The sequence below is a fragment of the Ardenticatena maritima genome, assembly GCF_001306175.1.
Lineage (GTDB): Bacteria > Chloroflexota > Anaerolineae > Ardenticatenales > Ardenticatenaceae > Ardenticatena > Ardenticatena maritima.
This window is the reverse complement of sequence record NZ_LGKN01000003.1, coordinates 140110-155451: the sequence shown is the minus strand read 5'-3', so window position 1 is coordinate 155451 and position 15342 is coordinate 140110. Positions and strand designations below refer to the sequence as shown.

At 60.3% G+C, this 15342-nt stretch carries 15 protein-coding genes; 9 read left to right on the top strand and 6 right to left on the bottom strand.

Annotated elements, in window-relative coordinates; genetic code table 11:
• Positions 1-20: 20 nt before the first annotated feature.
• On the bottom strand, positions 21-1301 hold the full coding sequence (locus tag SE16_RS00875) for a sensor histidine kinase (RefSeq protein ID WP_054493022.1): 1281 nt from the start codon (positions 1299-1301) through the stop codon (positions 21-23).
• On the bottom strand, positions 1298-1984 hold the full coding sequence (locus SE16_RS00870) for a response regulator transcription factor (protein WP_054493021.1): 687 nt from the start codon (positions 1982-1984) through the stop codon (positions 1298-1300). Before SE16_RS00870 ends, SE16_RS00875 begins: the two co-directional genes overlap by 4 nt.
• Before the next feature lie 173 nt (positions 1985-2157).
• On the opposite strand from SE16_RS00870, the gene SE16_RS00865 reads away from it, so the two are divergent.
• Positions 2158-2928 (top strand): spondin domain-containing protein, encoded by a 771-nt coding sequence (locus tag SE16_RS00865; protein WP_054493020.1) that lies wholly within the window; start codon positions 2158-2160, stop codon positions 2926-2928.
• 82 nt (positions 2929-3010) lie between these two features.
• Here SE16_RS00865 and SE16_RS00860 read toward each other — a convergent pair whose 3' ends face one another.
• From SE16_RS00860 to SE16_RS00850, 3 genes are all read right to left on the bottom strand, one after another.
• Entirely contained in the window at positions 3011-3448 is a 438-nt protein-coding gene (locus SE16_RS00860) for an Hsp20/alpha crystallin family protein (RefSeq protein WP_054493019.1), read from the bottom strand.
• 104 nt (positions 3449-3552) lie between these two features.
• A complete protein-coding gene (locus tag SE16_RS00855; RefSeq protein WP_054493018.1) occupies positions 3553-4227 on the bottom strand; it encodes an HAD family hydrolase in 675 nt (224 codons plus the stop codon).
• Between the two features lie 183 nt (positions 4228-4410).
• Positions 4411-6183: an SUMF1/EgtB/PvdO family nonheme iron enzyme gene (locus SE16_RS00850; protein WP_060687086.1), complete on the bottom strand. Its 1773-nt coding sequence runs from the start codon at positions 6181-6183 to the stop codon at positions 4411-4413.
• Positions 6184-6343: 160 nt separating this feature from the next.
• Here SE16_RS00850 and SE16_RS00845 point away from each other — a divergent pair, with 160 nt between their 5' ends.
• Positions 6344-7420, top strand: a complete 1077-nt coding sequence (locus tag SE16_RS00845) for a BON domain-containing protein (RefSeq protein ID WP_054493016.1) — start codon at positions 6344-6346, stop codon at positions 7418-7420.
• A 69-nt stretch (positions 7421-7489) separates the two neighbouring features.
• Here the strand turns inward: SE16_RS00845 and SE16_RS00840 are convergent, their stop codons facing one another.
• Positions 7490-8500, bottom strand: a complete 1011-nt coding sequence (locus tag SE16_RS00840) for a helix-turn-helix transcriptional regulator (protein ID WP_054493015.1) — start codon at positions 8498-8500, stop codon at positions 7490-7492.
• A 212-nt stretch (positions 8501-8712) separates the two neighbouring features.
• Between SE16_RS00840 and SE16_RS00835 the strand changes: the two genes are divergently transcribed.
• The 7 genes from SE16_RS00835 (at position 8713) to SE16_RS16280 (ending at position 15320) form a co-directional block, all read left to right on the top strand.
• Positions 8713-9048: a winged helix-turn-helix transcriptional regulator gene (locus SE16_RS00835; RefSeq protein ID WP_054493014.1), complete on the top strand. Its 336-nt coding sequence runs from the start codon at positions 8713-8715 to the stop codon at positions 9046-9048.
• Positions 9049-9066: 18 nt separating this feature from the next.
• Positions 9067-10404, top strand: a complete 1338-nt coding sequence (locus SE16_RS00830; RefSeq protein WP_054493012.1) for a molybdopterin molybdotransferase MoeA — start codon at positions 9067-9069, stop codon at positions 10402-10404.
• Positions 10405-10442: 38 nt separating this feature from the next.
• Positions 10443-11147 carry a DsbA family protein gene (locus SE16_RS00825; protein ID WP_054493010.1) on the top strand — a complete coding sequence of 235 codons (705 nt, stop codon included), beginning with the start codon at positions 10443-10445 and terminating at the stop codon, positions 11145-11147.
• A 138-nt stretch (positions 11148-11285) separates the two neighbouring features.
• Complete coding sequence (locus SE16_RS00820; protein WP_054493009.1) at positions 11286-11780, top strand: bifunctional nuclease family protein; 495 nt, start codon at positions 11286-11288, stop codon at positions 11778-11780.
• Positions 11781-11906: 126 nt separating this feature from the next.
• Entirely contained in the window at positions 11907-13289 is a 1383-nt protein-coding gene (gene dnaB, locus SE16_RS00815; protein WP_054493007.1) for a replicative DNA helicase, read from the top strand.
• Between the two features lie 8 nt (positions 13290-13297).
• Positions 13298-14005, top strand: coding sequence for a DnaD domain-containing protein (locus SE16_RS00810; protein WP_054493005.1), 708 nt, complete (start codon positions 13298-13300; stop codon positions 14003-14005).
• Complete coding sequence (locus SE16_RS16280; protein ID WP_082374234.1) at positions 13929-15320, top strand: ATP-binding protein; 1392 nt, start codon at positions 13929-13931, stop codon at positions 15318-15320. Before SE16_RS00810 ends, SE16_RS16280 begins: the two co-directional genes overlap by 77 nt.
• Positions 15321-15342: the final 22 nt, after the last annotated feature.

Sequence of the window (15342 nt, the reverse complement as noted above, 5' to 3'; positions counted from 1 at the left end):
TCACGCCAACGCTCAGCAGTTCACTCATGCCCGGCAGGCGTGCGCGGCAGGGTGAACCGCACGCACGTTCCCTCTCCCGGCGCACTCTCAATCTCAATCGCGCCGCCATGCGCCTCCACAATCGCCCGCGCAATCGCCAGCCCCAACCCCGCGCCGCCTGTGGCGCGTCGGCGCGCCTGGTCGCCGCGGTAAAATTGATCGAAGACGTGGGGCAACTGTTCGGGGGCAATCCCTTCGCCCGTATCGCGGACACTCACCACAACCATCTCTCCCTCGCGTTTGGCGGTGATGAACACCGCCCCGCCCGCCGGTGTATGCCGAATGGCGTTGGTGACCAGATTTTGCACCACGCGCGCCACTTTGAGCGCATCCATCCAGACGGGGTCAATATCGCTCTCGGCGTGGGCTTCCAGGCGCACACCTTGCCGCGCCGCCAGCACCTGCGCACTTTCCAGTGTATCCGAGAGGATATCCGTCAGCGCCCCCCACGCCATATCCAGGGGAACGCCGCCGGCATCCAACTGCGCCATTTCAAACAAATCTTCAATGAGCGCAGCCAACCCCGCCACATCACGGCGAGCCGTTTGCAGATAGCGCATGCGCTCGTCGGCGTCAGGCACCACATCATCCACCAGCGCATCCAAAATGGCGCGCAACGACGCCAGCGGCGTGCGCAAATCATGCCCAACCCAGGCGAGCAAATTGCGGCGCAATGTTTCCGCTTCGCGGCGAGCACGCTCGGCGGCGGCAAGTTGTGCCGCCATGTGGTTGAAGGCTTGCGCCAGTTGCGCCACTTCATCGCGCCCGTCATCCGCCACCCGCACCTCAAACGCCCCCTCGGCAACGCGCACAGCCGCATCGCGCAAGGTGCGCAAGCGGCGCGTCAGGGTCAACGAAACCATCGCCCCCAATGAAACGGCAATCAGCCCGGCGAAGAAGAGCAAAATGGTCGCCAGTTGCAAATCGTGCTGGCTGGCAAACATCAGCCGCGCAATGAGCCACACATTCAAAAAGGTGAGCAGGCTGGCGAGCACATAACTGCTCAGCAACGCCCAATGCAAGGAAGGCGCGTGCCGCAACCACCCCAGACGATACGCCCCATAGCCAACGCCCACCGAAGCGAGCGCCGTCCCGCCCAGAAACAGCCCCATCAGCCAGAAATCGCGTGGGGGCGGCTGCATGGCAAACACGAACACCACCAGCGCCACAAGCGCCGCCAACGCCACACCGACGGCATAGACCAGCGGCGGCACGCTCAACCAGGATGGAACACGCCGGCGCAACAAACGCCCTTCATTCATGCGTCCCCCTCAAAGCGATACCCAACACCCCACACCGTTTTGATGTAGCGCGGCGCCGAAGGGTCGGGTTCGATCTTCTCACGCACGCGCCGAATGTGAACCGTCACTGTGCCGGGGTCTATGAACTCATCGCTTCCCCACACCAGCGTCAACAAGCGGTCGCGCGAGAAGACCTGGCGCGGGTGTGAAGCCAAAACCCACAACAGGTCGAATTCGCGGACGGTGAGATGGCACACCGCACCACGCACGCGCACTTCACGCGCCACAGGGTCAATCACCAGCGCGCCACCGTCAAAGACGAGCGGCGGCATCTCCGGCGACGGTTTGGCACGGCGCAAGACCGCCCGCACACGGCTGACCAGTTCTTGCGGGCTAAACGGCTTGACGACGTAATCATCCGCGCCCAGGTCAAGCCCGGCAATGCGGTCGGGTTCATCGCGGCGCGCCGTCAGGATAATCACAGGTACGTTGCTTTGCGAGCGCACCCAGCGCAAGATATGCCAGCCATCCACGTGGGGCAACATCAAGTCGAGCACAATCAAGTCCGGTTCGACTGCGTCCAGTGCTTGCAGCGCCGCCGCGCCGTCATGCGCCACTGTGACGTGGTAGCCGTCGCGTTCCAAATAGCGCTGGACAACCTCGGCAATGCTGGTTTCGTCTTCGACAAGCAAAATATGAGCCATGCTCATTCCCTCAACTGTTGTATGAAGCCTCTCAAGTATAGCACGTATTTCTTACAAAAGGCTTACAAACAGGAAACGCAAGCCTTTCGTGAGCCTTTTGTAAGCCTTTCGTAAGCAAAAGGGTGCATACTGAGACCGTCTCAGCGAACCATCAGAAAAAAGGAGTTTACCCCATGAAGTTTTTACGTTTTTCCGCCCTCTCGTTCGTCCTGGCGCTTCTCGTCCTGCTCGGCACCACACCCACCAACGCCCAAATGATGACCTATGCGTACGATATCACCATCACCAACCTGACCAACGCCCAAGTCCTGACGCCGCCCCTGCTCGCCACGCACGACGCCATGCAACACGTCTGGATGGTCGGCGACCTGGCGTCGCCTGAATTGCAAGCCCTGGCGGAAACGGGCAACACCCAGCCGCTCGCCGAGGCGCTGGCGGATGCGGCAACCGACGTGCAGGTGGGCGATGGCATGATTGCGCCCGGCGAGAGCATGACCATTCGCATCACAGCACACGACGGCGACGCCCTGACCGCGCTCACCATGTTGGCCTTCACCAACGACGGCTTCACCGGGCTGGATGCCGTGCCCTTGCAAGAAGGCAGTATCGAAGCCATGGCGTATGACGCCGGTACAGAAGAAAACACCGAATCAGCAGCCGACGTTCCCGGTTTGGGTGGTGAAGGGCATGTGCCTACCGAACCGCAAGCGCCCATCGCCATGCACCCCGGCATCCAAGGCAACGCCGACCTGGGGGCAGAGTACGCATGGGAAGGCGCCGTCGCCCGCTTTGACATCGCCATGGTTGGCGACATGGCAGCGCCCGAAACCCTTCCCGAAACAGGAGGCGACGCCGCACAGCCGCTGACGCTCTACCTGCTCCTGCTCGGTGGTGCGCTGCTCGTGCTCGGTGTGGGAACGCGGCTTCTGCGCCGCACGCCATAACCAACCGTTGCACCAAAAGAAAAAACGCGGGGGCTCAGGTGAGCCCTCGCGTTTGGTGTTGAGGAGGTGATGCCCTATGACGTTAGGCCGACTTCACCGTAATGCGGCGCGGTTTGACATCTTCCGTCTTGGGCAGCGTAATCGTCAGGATACCGTTTTCGAGTTCGGCTTCGATCTTGTCCGCATCAATCGGTGTCGGGAAGGTCAGCACGCGTTGGAACTTGCCGTACCAGCGTTCGCGCAGATGGTAGGTCGCGTTTTCATGTTCGACGAACGGAATTTCGCCCGAAATCACCAGCGAACCATCGCTGTATTCAATGTTGATATCTTCATGCGAGAGACCGGGCACAACCGCTTGCACGACGAACGCATCGGGCGTTTCCCACACATCCACCGGCAGGCGATAAATCGTTTCAGCCACCGTGCGAGTCGTCGGCGTCATGAACGATTCTTCGAGCAGTCGGTTCATGGCATCACGCAGTGTCATCATTTCGCGGAACGGATCCCAGCGGTTCAGCATACGCCTCACCTCCTTTCGTCAAGGTTTTTCTTTCTCCGTCGAAATCCGCCCCAAAAAGTAAACACCGCGTGTTAGAAGAGCATTGGCGGAGTGTTAGAAGAATGTTAGCATTTTTGCCCAGCCAGGTGCATCGCCAACCAGGACGCCACTTCATGGAGCGAGGCGAACTCATGCGCCGCCAGCGCACGCACCTCATCCGGCGGTTGCATCATGTCGGGGACGAAGACGGGCGTCATGCCGGCGCGCGCAGCGGCTTGCAACCCCGCGCCGGAATCTTCCAGCACCACCACATGGGCAGGCTCGACGCCCAGCGCGGCGGCGGCTTTGAGGAAAATTTCGGGGTGCGGCTTGGCATGCTGAACATCTTCACGCCCCACCACCGCCTGAAAACGTGGCGCTAGCCCCGTTTGCGCCAGAAACTGCTCCGCCACCCAACGCGCATTGGACGTTGCCACGGCACGCGGCACACCATGCGCATCGAGCAGGTCGAGCAGTTCCAGCACACCGGGCTTGAGCCGTACACCGCCATTCGCCAACACGTCTTGCGCATACGCACGACGGCGACGGCGAAACTCTTCGATGGGGAACGTCTCGCCAAACAAGCGCTGCATGACGGCTTCGCCGTGGTCGCCATCATGCCCTAGAATGTGCGCCGTGTAGGTTTCCTCGTCCAGCGCATACCCCAGCGCCCGCGCCGCCGCCACCCACGCCTCGGCGTACACACGTTGCGTATCAAAAAGGACACCGTCCATGTCAAAGAGCACGGCTCGAAATGGCATGTTCCACCTCTCAAACAGTTATGCTTGGCTGGTGTGTATCGTAAAGAAAAGCCCTCGCAAGACAAACACCTGGAAAAAGAACGCGGATATTTCAATCAAAAGATACATGCATGCGAACAGCGCCCGCCCCAACCAAAAAGCCCGCGTTGCAACGCGGGCTGACACATGCCGATTGTGGCTTGCTTACACGTTGCGCGTCTCCTGCGGGGCTTCATCCCACACCACGCGAAAGCCCACATCGTCATAGCCGCGTACAGGGTCGGCGTAAAGCCGCTCCCACGTGCGGGCGGCTTCCGCCGGCTCGAACCATGAGCCGCCTTTGGCAATCGCTTGACCCTCTTCGGTTGTCGCCGTCCATTCCCAGACGTTGCCCGCCAGGTCGAGCACGCCTTCCGGCGTGGCGCCGTCGGGATAACGCCCCACCGGCGCAGTCGAACGCGCGCCCTGCTCGGCGGTATGGGCGCAGGTGGCGCACCATTCATCGCCCCAGGGGAAAATGCGCGCCCGGTCGCCGCGTGCAATGCGTTCCCACTCCTCCTCCGTCGGCAAGCGCCCCCCCAGCCAGGCGGCAAACGCTTCGGCTTCCGCGCGCGCCACAAACACCACCGGATGGTCGCGCAACTCGGCGGGCGGCGTCATGCCGCCCCAGTGCGGCGGCGGTTCCGCCCCCGTTGCCGCCACAAACGCGGCGTAGTGGGCGTTGGTAATCGGCGTGCGGCTCACCCAGAGCGCCCCCACCGAGACGCACCGTTCTTCACCCAAAGGACCAACCCAGGCGTCCAGGGGCGGCAGGGCGCACACTTCCAGCTCCGCCAGCACATCGAGCGTCAAATCGGGCGGCGGGGTTGTCGGCGTCGCTTCCTCCGGTTCAATCAGCACCACTTCATCACGCTGCGGCGCAGCCCCCACAACCGACCAGAGCCGGCTATTGGCGCGGCTCAAATAGAGCGCCGGCGTGCTCCAATCCAGCCCGTGCGCTTGCGCCAAGGCTTTGCGCCCATGCGCCAGGGCGCTTTCCAGCGTCCAGCCTTCGGCAAGCGCCTCGTACACGGTCTGCGTCAAGGTGATGGCGGCGGCGTCGCTTATCGCGCGGTGCATCGCCACCACCGCCGGCACGCCCAACTCCATGAACCGCTCGGCAAGCGTGGGCACATGCGCCCGCTCATCGGCACTGTGGCAACTGTTCAGCCAGAGAAGCCGCACCGTGGGGACATCCGCCAGCAAGCGCGCCCACTCACGCCCCCCCATCGCCACGGGCGCGCCGCTATCGCTTTGCAGAAAGATACGCCCCGACGGGTCGCCATGCGCCGCCACATGCACCACATGCGGCTGGAAGCGCCGCACGGCGCGGTGCAACATGCCGGGGGTGGCGTTGCGCACAACGTGCAGGGTAAACATTCCCGCCGGCGAAACGGTCTCCAGCGCCGTCTGCAAACGCGCTTCTTCCGCGGCAACATCCAGCGGCGGCATCCCCTCGGGCGAAGCGAAAACCGCCAGCAGGCGCAACGGCGGTTCAACAAGCATGGGTGGTTCGTTTGTGTGCGGCGTCGGCACAAAACGCACCACCGGCGTCAGCGAAGAAAACGCCAAAAAATCCCCCTCGGGGTCGCGCAGCAATTCCCACGGCCAGGCTTGAAACGCCTGCGGCAAATAGAGTTCCAGGCGCAAGGCGTCGCCGTGCGCGTGGGCAATCGCGCGGCTTTCGTGCCACAATGCGCCCACCTGCTCGGCAAACAACCAGGCAAACAGGCGCTCGCCCAACTGTACCGCCAACAGGTCGTCGGCGTCCGCTACGGTGGCGGTGCGTTCCAATTCGTCCAGCAACCGCACCAATTCGCCCGGCGCAAATGGGGCGCGTCGGCGCTCGACCACATCACCGGCGGGCGTATCGAACGCAATCAGCAAAATGTCGTCTTCATTTGTCTGTTCCAAACGCAATCGGAAGCGTCGTATCATCTCATTGCTCCTTGCTGACAAAAGGGCACCTTACGAAAAGCCGCCTGAATGTCAAAAAAACAGCACCTTCTAACAGGGGATTACAAGTTTTCCAACATTGTTCCAATACTTCCCCCCTATCTTGCAGACGATAAGCCAACGCAAGAGGAGGTGAAACGCCATGCTGCGTATCGGAGCACCCGTTCTCGCTACCGACGGTGAAATCGGCACGTTGAAATACGTGATTCTCGACTCGCGCACGCGCGCGGTGAGCGATATTGTTGTGGAAAGCGGCACCATCTTCAAACGGGCGCGTGTTATCTCCGCCCGCCATATCGAGCGTGTGGATGAAGACGGCACCGTGCATCTCTCTGTGGATAGCGAATTTGTGCGCAACTGCCGCATCTTTGAACACAAGGAATTCAGCACGCCGGAGTGGGCAAACGAAACCGGCTACAACGCCCAAAACGTGCTCATCTGGTCCGACCCATACGCCGGTCCAACGCTCAAAGAACTCCCTCGCCCGACGGTGCGCCTGCACATTGACCGGGGCGTCGGCGAAGAAACGCTGCTGGTGGGGCGCGGCTCGGCGGTCTACACCAAAGATGGCGAACGTGTGGGGACGATTGACCACATCGCGATTGACCCGGCGACCATGCAACCGCTCTACGTGGTCGTTCGCCTGCCCGGCATTCGCAAGCGGCGCGTCGTGGTGCCGGCTGAAAAGGTGCAAGAGTGGCAACATCAAGCCATCACACTCGACATGGAGAAGAAAGAGTTGCACGCCCTGCCGCCCTACACGCCGCGCACACCCGACATCAAATTGGGCGAAGCGGTGCGCGAAGCCATTGAGGCGCTGGGCATTCCGGTGGACGCCCTGAGCGTCTTTGTGGACAAAGGGCACGTGCTGGTGCGCGGGCATACCCACTCGCCTGAAGACCGCCGCCGCATCGAAGCCGCTGTGCGCAAGGTGGAAGGCGTGCTGAGCGTCACCAATGAAATCACCACCGACCGCGAACTTGAATTGCGCGTGCAGTCGCGGTTGCTCGCCGACCCCGTGGCGGGGCTCTATCCGGTGGACGTGGTGGTCAACAACCGCGTGGCAACGGTCATCGGCACGGTGCCGCATGAAACCATCCAGGACCTCATCCTGAAAATCGTGCGGCAAACGCCCGGCATTGCCGCCGTGATTGACCACATCACCGTTGACCCGGACGCGTTCAAAGAAGAACCGTTGCCCGTCATCGTCATGCGCTAAACGCGCCCTAAAAGAACGCCAGCCCGCTTGCAAACCAAGCGGGCTGTTTTGCTTTCGCCCCTCACGGCATCATGCGCCTTGCGCATCTTGCTCATCAGCGTACAAAGCCGCCAATTGTCGCGCTTCTTCCGCCAGTTTGCGCCGCAAAGAGGCCGGTTCCAGCACTTCCACCGCCGCCCCCCACGACTTGATCCAGGGCTCGATTTCGAGCGTTCCACTCACGCGCAACCGCATCAACCGCCCGCCATCGGGCAACGGTTCAACCACCTGCGACGGGTGCCAGATACTTTCATCCACGCGCCGCGCCACTTCGGGCGCAAACCGCAGCACCACCTCTTCGACCTCGTCATTCCAGATAATGCCCCACGCATGCCGCAAGACTGAGGACGGCAAGAAATCTTCGGGGAGTTCATAGGTCTCATCGAGCAGTTGCGCCTGCAAAATGCGCTCCATCTTGAATGTGACAATAAGCGGCTCGCGGTCATCGCGCCCTTCCAGACGCGCCAGCACATAGACCGTTTTGTTGCCCGGTTCCAGCAGATAAGGGGCAATCACATGCTCGCGGCTCTCCTCACGCGATGCCGCCCGGTAGCGAATGCGCACCTTTCGCCCGGTCGCCCAGCCCAAAGCCAGCGTTTCCAACACATGGCGAAACTGGCGGTCTTCGCCGCGCTTCGTCAAATCCTGAATGGTATCCTGCAAGGCGCGCGCCAGCGTTTCCGGCAAAACCGTTGCCAGTTGGGCAAAGGCTTGCGCAATCTCCGGCGTGCTTTCATCGGCGTTGCGGCAAAAGAGCCGCGCCGCCAGATAGAGCGCCGTGGCTTCGCTCAGTGTCAACTGCAACGGGGGAATATAAAACCCTTCCACAATCCCATAGCGGGGGGCGTTGGGCTCTTCATCCTCGGTGCTCCACAACGGCACGCCCGCCTCTTCCAGCGCCTTCAAATCGCGCTGAATGGTGCGCACCGAAACACCAAACATCTCGGCAATGTCGCGCACGCGCAACCCCTGGGGGTGCCGATAGAGCAAATGGGTGAGGCGGAACAAACGGGCTTGCTTATCGCGAATAGACTCAGACATGGGGGGTATCCTCGACAACCTTCGATTGTCAACATTCTGTCAAGTAGCACCTTTCATTATACTCACCTGCGCTTTTCCATGAAAAAAAGCACCACCTGGAAAGGGCGCACCCCCCACGTGCTACTTGCTACCAATTTGAAACTTGGCAACAGGCGCGGCTTGAATATGATGTCGGTATCCAACACCGATTTCGCACGTGGGTGGATACAACCATGCCCCATAAAAAGACCGAGCATCAACTTTCTCAATCCAAATGCCCCATTGCGCGTGCGGCGGCGCTTGTCGGCGACCCCTGGGTTTTGCTCATTCTGCGCGAACTCCGCGAAGAGGCGCGCCGTTTCAACGAACTGCGCAACGCCATCGCCAACATCAGCCCGCGCACCCTCTCGGCGCGGCTCAAATTTTTGGAACAGGAAGGCATTGTGGCGCGCACCGTCATTCCCGAAACCCCGCCGCACGTGGAATACAGCCTGACCGAAAAAGGGCGCGCGCTGGTGCCCATCATCGCCCAACTGCAAGAATACGGCGAAACGTGGCTGAAAACATAACTGGATTGCGAGGTATCCATGAACAAAACACCCGTCGTTGAACATCGTACCGTCGAAGAAGCCCGCCGCGACATTCTCACTGCGTTTCAACGCCTGCCGGCGGAACGCATCGCACTGCATGAGGCGCTGGGGCGTGTCCTCGCCGAGGATATCCGCGCCCCGCACGATGTCCCCCCCTTTCGCAACTCCGCCATGGACGGCTACGCTGTGCAAGCCGCCGACGTCCAACACGCCACCCCCGACCAACCGGTTTTCCTGCGCGTCGTCGCGACGATTGCCGCAGGCGGAACGCCCACCCGCCCGCTTCGTGCAGGCGAAGCCATGCGCATCATGACCGGCGCGCCGGTGCCCGAAGGCGCCGACGCTGTGGTGCGCTTTGAGGAAACCAGCGATACATGGGCGCCCGAAGAGCGTCCCCCCGAACAGGTTGCCATTTTGAACCCCGTGCGCCCCGGCGACAACGTGCGCGAAGCCGGCGAAGACGTGCGCCAAGGCACGGTCGTGCTGCCCGCCGGCACACGGCTGACCCCGGCGGGGTTGGGCGTGCTCGCTTCGTTGGGCTTCCCCGAAGTGCCGTGCGTGCGCCAGCCGCGCGTGGGCATTTTGGCGACCGGCGACGAGTTGGTGCAACCGGGAGAACCACTCGCGCCAGGGAAAATTCGCAACTCCAACGAGTATGTCAACGCTGCCCTGGTGCGCCGCGCAGGGGGAATTCCGGTGCCGCTCGGCATTGCCCGCGATACCGTTGAAGCGTTGACCGGCAAAGTGCACGAAGCGCTTGCGCTGGGCGTGGACATGCTCATCACCTCAGCCGGCGTCTCCGTCGGCGATTACGATTTCGTCAAGCACGTGCTGGCTGCCGAAGGCGAAATGCACTTCTGGCAAGTGAGCATCAAGCCGGGAAAACCGCTCGCCTTTGGCTTGCTGCGCGCCCCCGATGGGCGCTCCGTGCCCCTGCTGGGGTTGCCCGGCAACCCGGTGGCGGCGTATGTGGCGTTTGAAGTCTTTGCGCGCCCCGCCATCCGCAAAATGGCCGGGCTCACGCCAATTCTGCGCCCCACCATCAAAGCCCGTTTGCAAGAAGATGTCCGCAACAGCGGTCGGCGGCACTACATGCGCGCCCGTGTCTGGCGTGACGCCGAAAGCGGTGAGTTGCGCGTCAGCACCAAAGGCGACAGCCTGCGCGTGCAAGGTTCCGGCATCCTGAGTGCGCTTGTCTGGGCAAATGCTTTCGCTATCATACCCGAAACGACCGCCCATGTCCCCGCTGGGACGTGGATTGAGGTCGAACTTTTGGATGTGCCCGAACATGCCTTGCCGCTGATTGACCCAACGGTCGCTCAGTACGAGGCATGAGGCGATACCCCAACATTTTGCAAAAGGAGGAGTATTCTGTGGCCAAAGTCAAACGTCAAAAAACTCAATCGCCCACAAAACAACAAGATATTTTCCAAAAACCGGCTTTCTGGCTGGGGAGCGGGGGGCTTTTGTTCGTGCTGATCATCTTGCTGGCGTTCTTCGCCAACCGCAGTGGGGCATCAGCGCCTGATGTGCAGGCTGTCAGTGGGCGCTTTGCCGAGTTGGGGGCTGTGGGACGCGCCGTCGGTCCCGAAGACGCGCCGGTCAAAATCGTCGAATTTAGCGACTACTCATGCCCCCACTGTCTGACGGCACACAAAACACTGCTGGACCCCATTCTGGAATACGTAGAGCAGGGGCAAGTGCGTTTTGAAGTGCACCCCGTCGCCTTCCTGGGCGAACCGACTGTTATGGCAACGCAAGCCGCCCTCTGTGCACAGGAACAAGGCATGTTCTGGCCCTATCACGACCGTCTGTTCCGCGCCCAGGAGCAATACGGGCGCAGCGCCTTCACCGACGTGCGGCTGAAAGAATACGCCACCGAGGTTGGGCTTGACCTGGACGTTTTCGCCGAATGTCTGGACAGCCAAAAATACCTGGCGGAAGTCCAGCGGTTGACACGCGAAGCCAACAGCGAAGGCGTTGTCGCCACACCGACCTTCTTCATCAACGGGCAAAAAATCGAAGGCGCACTGCCCGAAGACCAGTTCCGCCAGCGCATCGAAGCCGCCTTGCCATGATTCACCGCAACACCCCCGTCATCAACGGGGGTGTTGCTTTGTCGGTCAAGCAGGCAAATGCTTGAAGCCGAGCGCCGGCTGTGGTATACTATTTGCACCGAGCAACTTCCCTTGTGAACCCATAAAGGAGAGGGCGCTATGATTCCGGTCACAATTGATAGCATTCGCGTCAGTCTCATTTCTCAGCACCGCATTGTGGTGCTCAAAGAGCAGGAAGGCGAGCGGCATCTTGCCATTTGGATTGGTCCCTATGAAGCCGACGCCATTACGTTGAGCCTGCAAGGTATTCGTGTCGCGCGCCCTCTAACCCATGACTTGCTCAAAAACGTCATCGAAACGCTTGGCGCTCGCGTTGAATACATCGTCGTCAACGACCTGCGCGATGACACCTTTTACGCCAACATCATGCTCGACGTGAACGGCGAGACAATCGCCATTGACTCGCGTCCGAGCGACGCCATCGCCCTTGCTGTGCGCGTCAATGCGCCCATCTTTGTCGAAGAGCATGTCATGGACGAAGCCGGCATCACACCTGAACCTGGGCACGAAGAACTTTCGCCCGAAGAAGAAGAAAAGCTTTCCGTCTTCAAGGATTTCGTCGAAAGCCTGGACATTGACTTCGACGACGAATAATCTGCAAGGGGGTTTCCCTTGCACGAGGCGCGTTCAAGCCCCACCCAATTGAACGCGCCTCATTTGTTTGTGTCATCAAACGCTCATACGGTTGATTGAAACAAATTTGTTTTTGAGAAACATGCCATGACTGAACGCCCAACGCGCATTTTGCCATACAACATCGAAGCCGAAGAAGCCGTCTTGGGGGCAATGCTCATTGACCCTGAGGCGATTACCAAAATAGCACCGTTTTTGCGCCCCGAAGACTTTTACCGCGAAAAACATCGCTGGATTTACGAGGCGCTCCTCAATCTGCATGAGCGCGATGAACCCGCCGACGAATTGACGATTGCCGACGAATTGGAGCGCATGGGGCGGCTCAGCGACGTGGGAGGCATCGCCGCCATCCACGAACTGGCGCTCAAAGTCCCCACCGCCCTGCACATCGAACATTACGGGCGCATCGTCGAACGCAATGCGGTGCTCCGTCGCCTGATTGAAGCCGCCGAAAACATCGCCCGCCTCGCCTACGAAAACAGCGAGGACGATATCTCCGAAATCATCGACCGCGCCGAGTCGTTGCTCTTTGCCGTCTCACAACACCGCCTGACCGGCGCGATGATTCCCATCCAGCAAATTCTGGGCGAATTTTATGAGCAGGTCGAAAAGCTGTTCATCGAACGCCACCCGGTCGGGTTGCCCACCGGCTTTACCGACCTGGACCGCCTGCTGGGCGGTTTTCAGCCGGGCGACCTCATCATTCTCGCCGCCCGCCCCAGCATGGGGAAAACCGCGTTCTCGCTTTCGATTACCGAGAACGTCGCCCTGCAACAAAACGCGCGTGTGGCGTTCTTCAGCCTGGAAATGAGCGCCGACCAGCTGGTGCAACGCCTTGTTTCCAGCCAAACCGGCATCAACGCCCAAAAGCTGCGTGTCGGTCCCATCACCGAAGAAGATTTGCAGCGTGTCTCAATGGCGGTGGATACGTTGCGCAACACCCGCATCTTCATTGATGAAACCCCCGCCATCAGCCCTATCGAACTGCGCACCAAAGCCCGCCGCGTCGCCAGCGAGCACGGGCTTGACTTGATAGTCGTGGACTACTTGCAGCTGATGCGCGGCGTAGGGCGCACCGAAAACCGCGTGCAAGAAATCTCGCAAATCAGCCGCTCGCTCAAAGCATTGGCGCGCGAACTGCGTGTGCCGGTTTTGGCGCTTTCGCAGTTGAGCCGCCAGGTCGAAAGCCGACACGACAAGCGCCCCATGCTCAGCGACCTGCGCGAAAGTGGTTCCATTGAGCAGGACGCCGACGTGGTCATGTTCATCTACCGCGATGAGGTGTACAATAAAGAGACCGACAAACCCAACATCGCCGAAATTATCGTTGCGAAGCACCGCAACGGTCCTACCGGCGTGGTGGAATTGCGGTTTGTGCGCGAAAACGCCAAATTCAGCAATCTCGAAACCATTTACGTTGAAGAAGATTTTGGTCCCATTGAAGGCGACCTGGACGATATTATTTTCTGAGATGCGCCATGAAGACTTTCGACGGGTTTCCCGACGGCAACCTGCGTTTCACACCTTTGCCGGATTTGTTTTTCAGCGAACTGCTACCGCACATTGACGATTTGGCAGAGTTGAAACTGACGCTACACTGTTTTTGGCGCCTCTATCGCCAACCCAAGCGCGCCTATCTTCGCGAGCCGGAACTGCAAGCCGACGGGGTATTGCTCCAAAGCATCAAACGCCCCGGGCAACCGCCGGAAGAAACCTTGGCGGAAGCCCTTGAACGCGCCGTCTATCGCGGCACACTGCTGGCGCTCCGTGTCGAACACAAAGGGCAAAGCGAAACGTGGTACTTTCTCAACACCGCACGCGGACGCCAGGCGCGAGCGGCGATTGAAGCCCGCTTGCGCCAAACCAACGTGTTGGTACAACCTGTCGAACCAACCACCGTACCCGATGAGCGACCACTCATCTTCAAACTCTATGAAGACAACATCGGGCTTCTGCAACCGGTGATTGCCGAAGAACTGCGTGAAGCCGCCGCAACATATCCCGAGACCTGGATTCAGGAAGCCTTTCGGTTGGCGGCGGAACGCAACAAACGCAACTGGCGCTACATCCGTGCAATTCTCGAACGGTGGGCACGAGAAGGAAAAGACGATGAAAGACATCCGCGACATTCTGGAACAGAGTCGTTTGACGAAACTCGACGCCGTTTCCTCGACGAACTCGAATAACCCAACCCCCGCCCAGCGCGACGTCTGCCCGATTTGCAAAGGGGCGGGGTTTGTGCGTAAGGACGTGCCGCCGGGGCACCCCTTATTTGGGCGCGCCATTCCGTGCACCTGCAAACGCACAGAACTTCTGCAAAAACGCCGCTCCACTATCGAGCGGTTTAGCGCCCTCGGCTTGCTGAAACATATGACCTTCGAGACCTTCCACCCCGACGGTATCGGGCTGCAACCACACCAGCGCCAAAGCCTGCGGCTCGCCTATGACATTTGCCGCCAATACGCCGAGCGTCCGCGCGGTTGGCTGGTGTTGCTGGGCAATTATGGGTGCGGAAAAACGCACCTCGCCGCCGCCATCGCCAATGAGCGCCTGAAACGGGGCGAAGAAGTGCTCTTCTTCGTCGTCCCCGACTTGCTGGATTACTTGCGTGCGGCGTTCAACCCCAACAACGAAGAAACCCAGGACGAACGCTTTGAGCAAATTCGCACCGCGCCGCTCCTCATCCTCGACGATCTGGGCACACACGCCGCCACACCCTGGGCGCAAGAAAAACTCTTCCAGATTTTCAACTATCGCTACAACGCCCAACTGCCCACCGTGGTGACCACCAACCACGCTCTGGACGAAATCGAAAGCCGCATCCGCTCACGGCTGGAAGACCAATCGCTGAGCCAAATCGTGCACATCAAAGCGCCGGATTACCGCCACGGGCGCTCAGACGAACACCAGGACCTTTCGACGCTCCATCTACTCAGCCACATGACCTTTGAGACATTCGACCTGCGCGCCATCGAACTCAAAGGCGAAGACCGCGAAAAACTGTTCCAGGCGGTACGGATTGCACGCCGCTTTGCCCAAAACCCCAGCGGCTGGCTCGTCTTTGTGGGGGGGTACGGCGTGGGGAAAACCCACCTCGCCGCCGCCATCGCCAACGAAGCCGTCGCCCACGGGCACGAAGCGCTGTTCATCGTCGTGCCCGATTTGCTAGACCATTTGCGCGCCACCTTCAACCCGTCCAGCCCCGTCAGTTATGACAAGCGGTTCGAGCAAGTGCGCCGCGCCGAATTGCTGGTGCTGGATGATTTGGGGACCCACAGCGCCACCCCCTGGGCGCAAGAAAAATTGTTCCAACTCTTCAACCACCGCTACATGGCACGGTTGCCCACCGTGATTACCATGAACAATGTTGAAACAGTAGACCCGCGCTTGCTGGAACGCATGATGGAGATGAAAATGGTCGGTGCGGGCAGTCTCATCAAACTTGACATCCCGCCCTACCGAGGGCTAGCCAAACGCAAACCGCACCCCCCCAACATGTGACGAAGACACCAAAACGGTTCTC

Bases quoted from the DNA above. Each gene is read 5' to 3' on its own strand.
- SE16_RS00875 (WP_054493022.1), bottom strand. From the start codon at position 1,301: ATGAATGAAGGGCGTTTGTTGCGCCGGCGTGTTCCATCCTGGTTGAGC.
- SE16_RS00870 (WP_054493021.1), bottom strand. From the start codon at position 1,984: ATGGCTCATATTTTGCTTGTCGAAGACGAAACCAGCATTGCCGAGGTT.
- SE16_RS00865 (WP_054493020.1), top strand. From the start codon at position 2,158: ATGAAGTTTTTACGTTTTTCCGCCCTCTCGTTCGTCCTGGCGCTTCTC.
- SE16_RS00860 (WP_054493019.1), bottom strand. From the start codon at position 3,448: ATGCTGAACCGCTGGGATCCGTTCCGCGAAATGATGACACTGCGTGAT.
- SE16_RS00855 (WP_054493018.1), bottom strand. From the start codon at position 4,227: ATGCCATTTCGAGCCGTGCTCTTTGACATGGACGGTGTCCTTTTTGAT.
- SE16_RS00850 (WP_060687086.1), bottom strand. From the start codon at position 6,183: ATGATACGACGCTTCCGATTGCGTTTGGAACAGACAAATGAAGACGAC.
- SE16_RS00845 (WP_054493016.1), top strand. From the start codon at position 6,344: ATGCTGCGTATCGGAGCACCCGTTCTCGCTACCGACGGTGAAATCGGC.
- SE16_RS00840 (WP_054493015.1), bottom strand. From the start codon at position 8,500: ATGTCTGAGTCTATTCGCGATAAGCAAGCCCGTTTGTTCCGCCTCACC.
- SE16_RS00835 (WP_054493014.1), top strand. From the start codon at position 8,713: ATGCCCCATAAAAAGACCGAGCATCAACTTTCTCAATCCAAATGCCCC.
- SE16_RS00830 (WP_054493012.1), top strand. From the start codon at position 9,067: ATGAACAAAACACCCGTCGTTGAACATCGTACCGTCGAAGAAGCCCGC.
- SE16_RS00820 (WP_054493009.1), top strand. From the start codon at position 11,286: ATGATTCCGGTCACAATTGATAGCATTCGCGTCAGTCTCATTTCTCAG.
- dnaB (WP_054493007.1), top strand. From the start codon at position 11,907: ATGACTGAACGCCCAACGCGCATTTTGCCATACAACATCGAAGCCGAA.
- SE16_RS00810 (WP_054493005.1), top strand. From the start codon at position 13,298: ATGAAGACTTTCGACGGGTTTCCCGACGGCAACCTGCGTTTCACACCT.
- SE16_RS16280 (WP_082374234.1), top strand. From the start codon at position 13,929: ATGAAAGACATCCGCGACATTCTGGAACAGAGTCGTTTGACGAAACTC.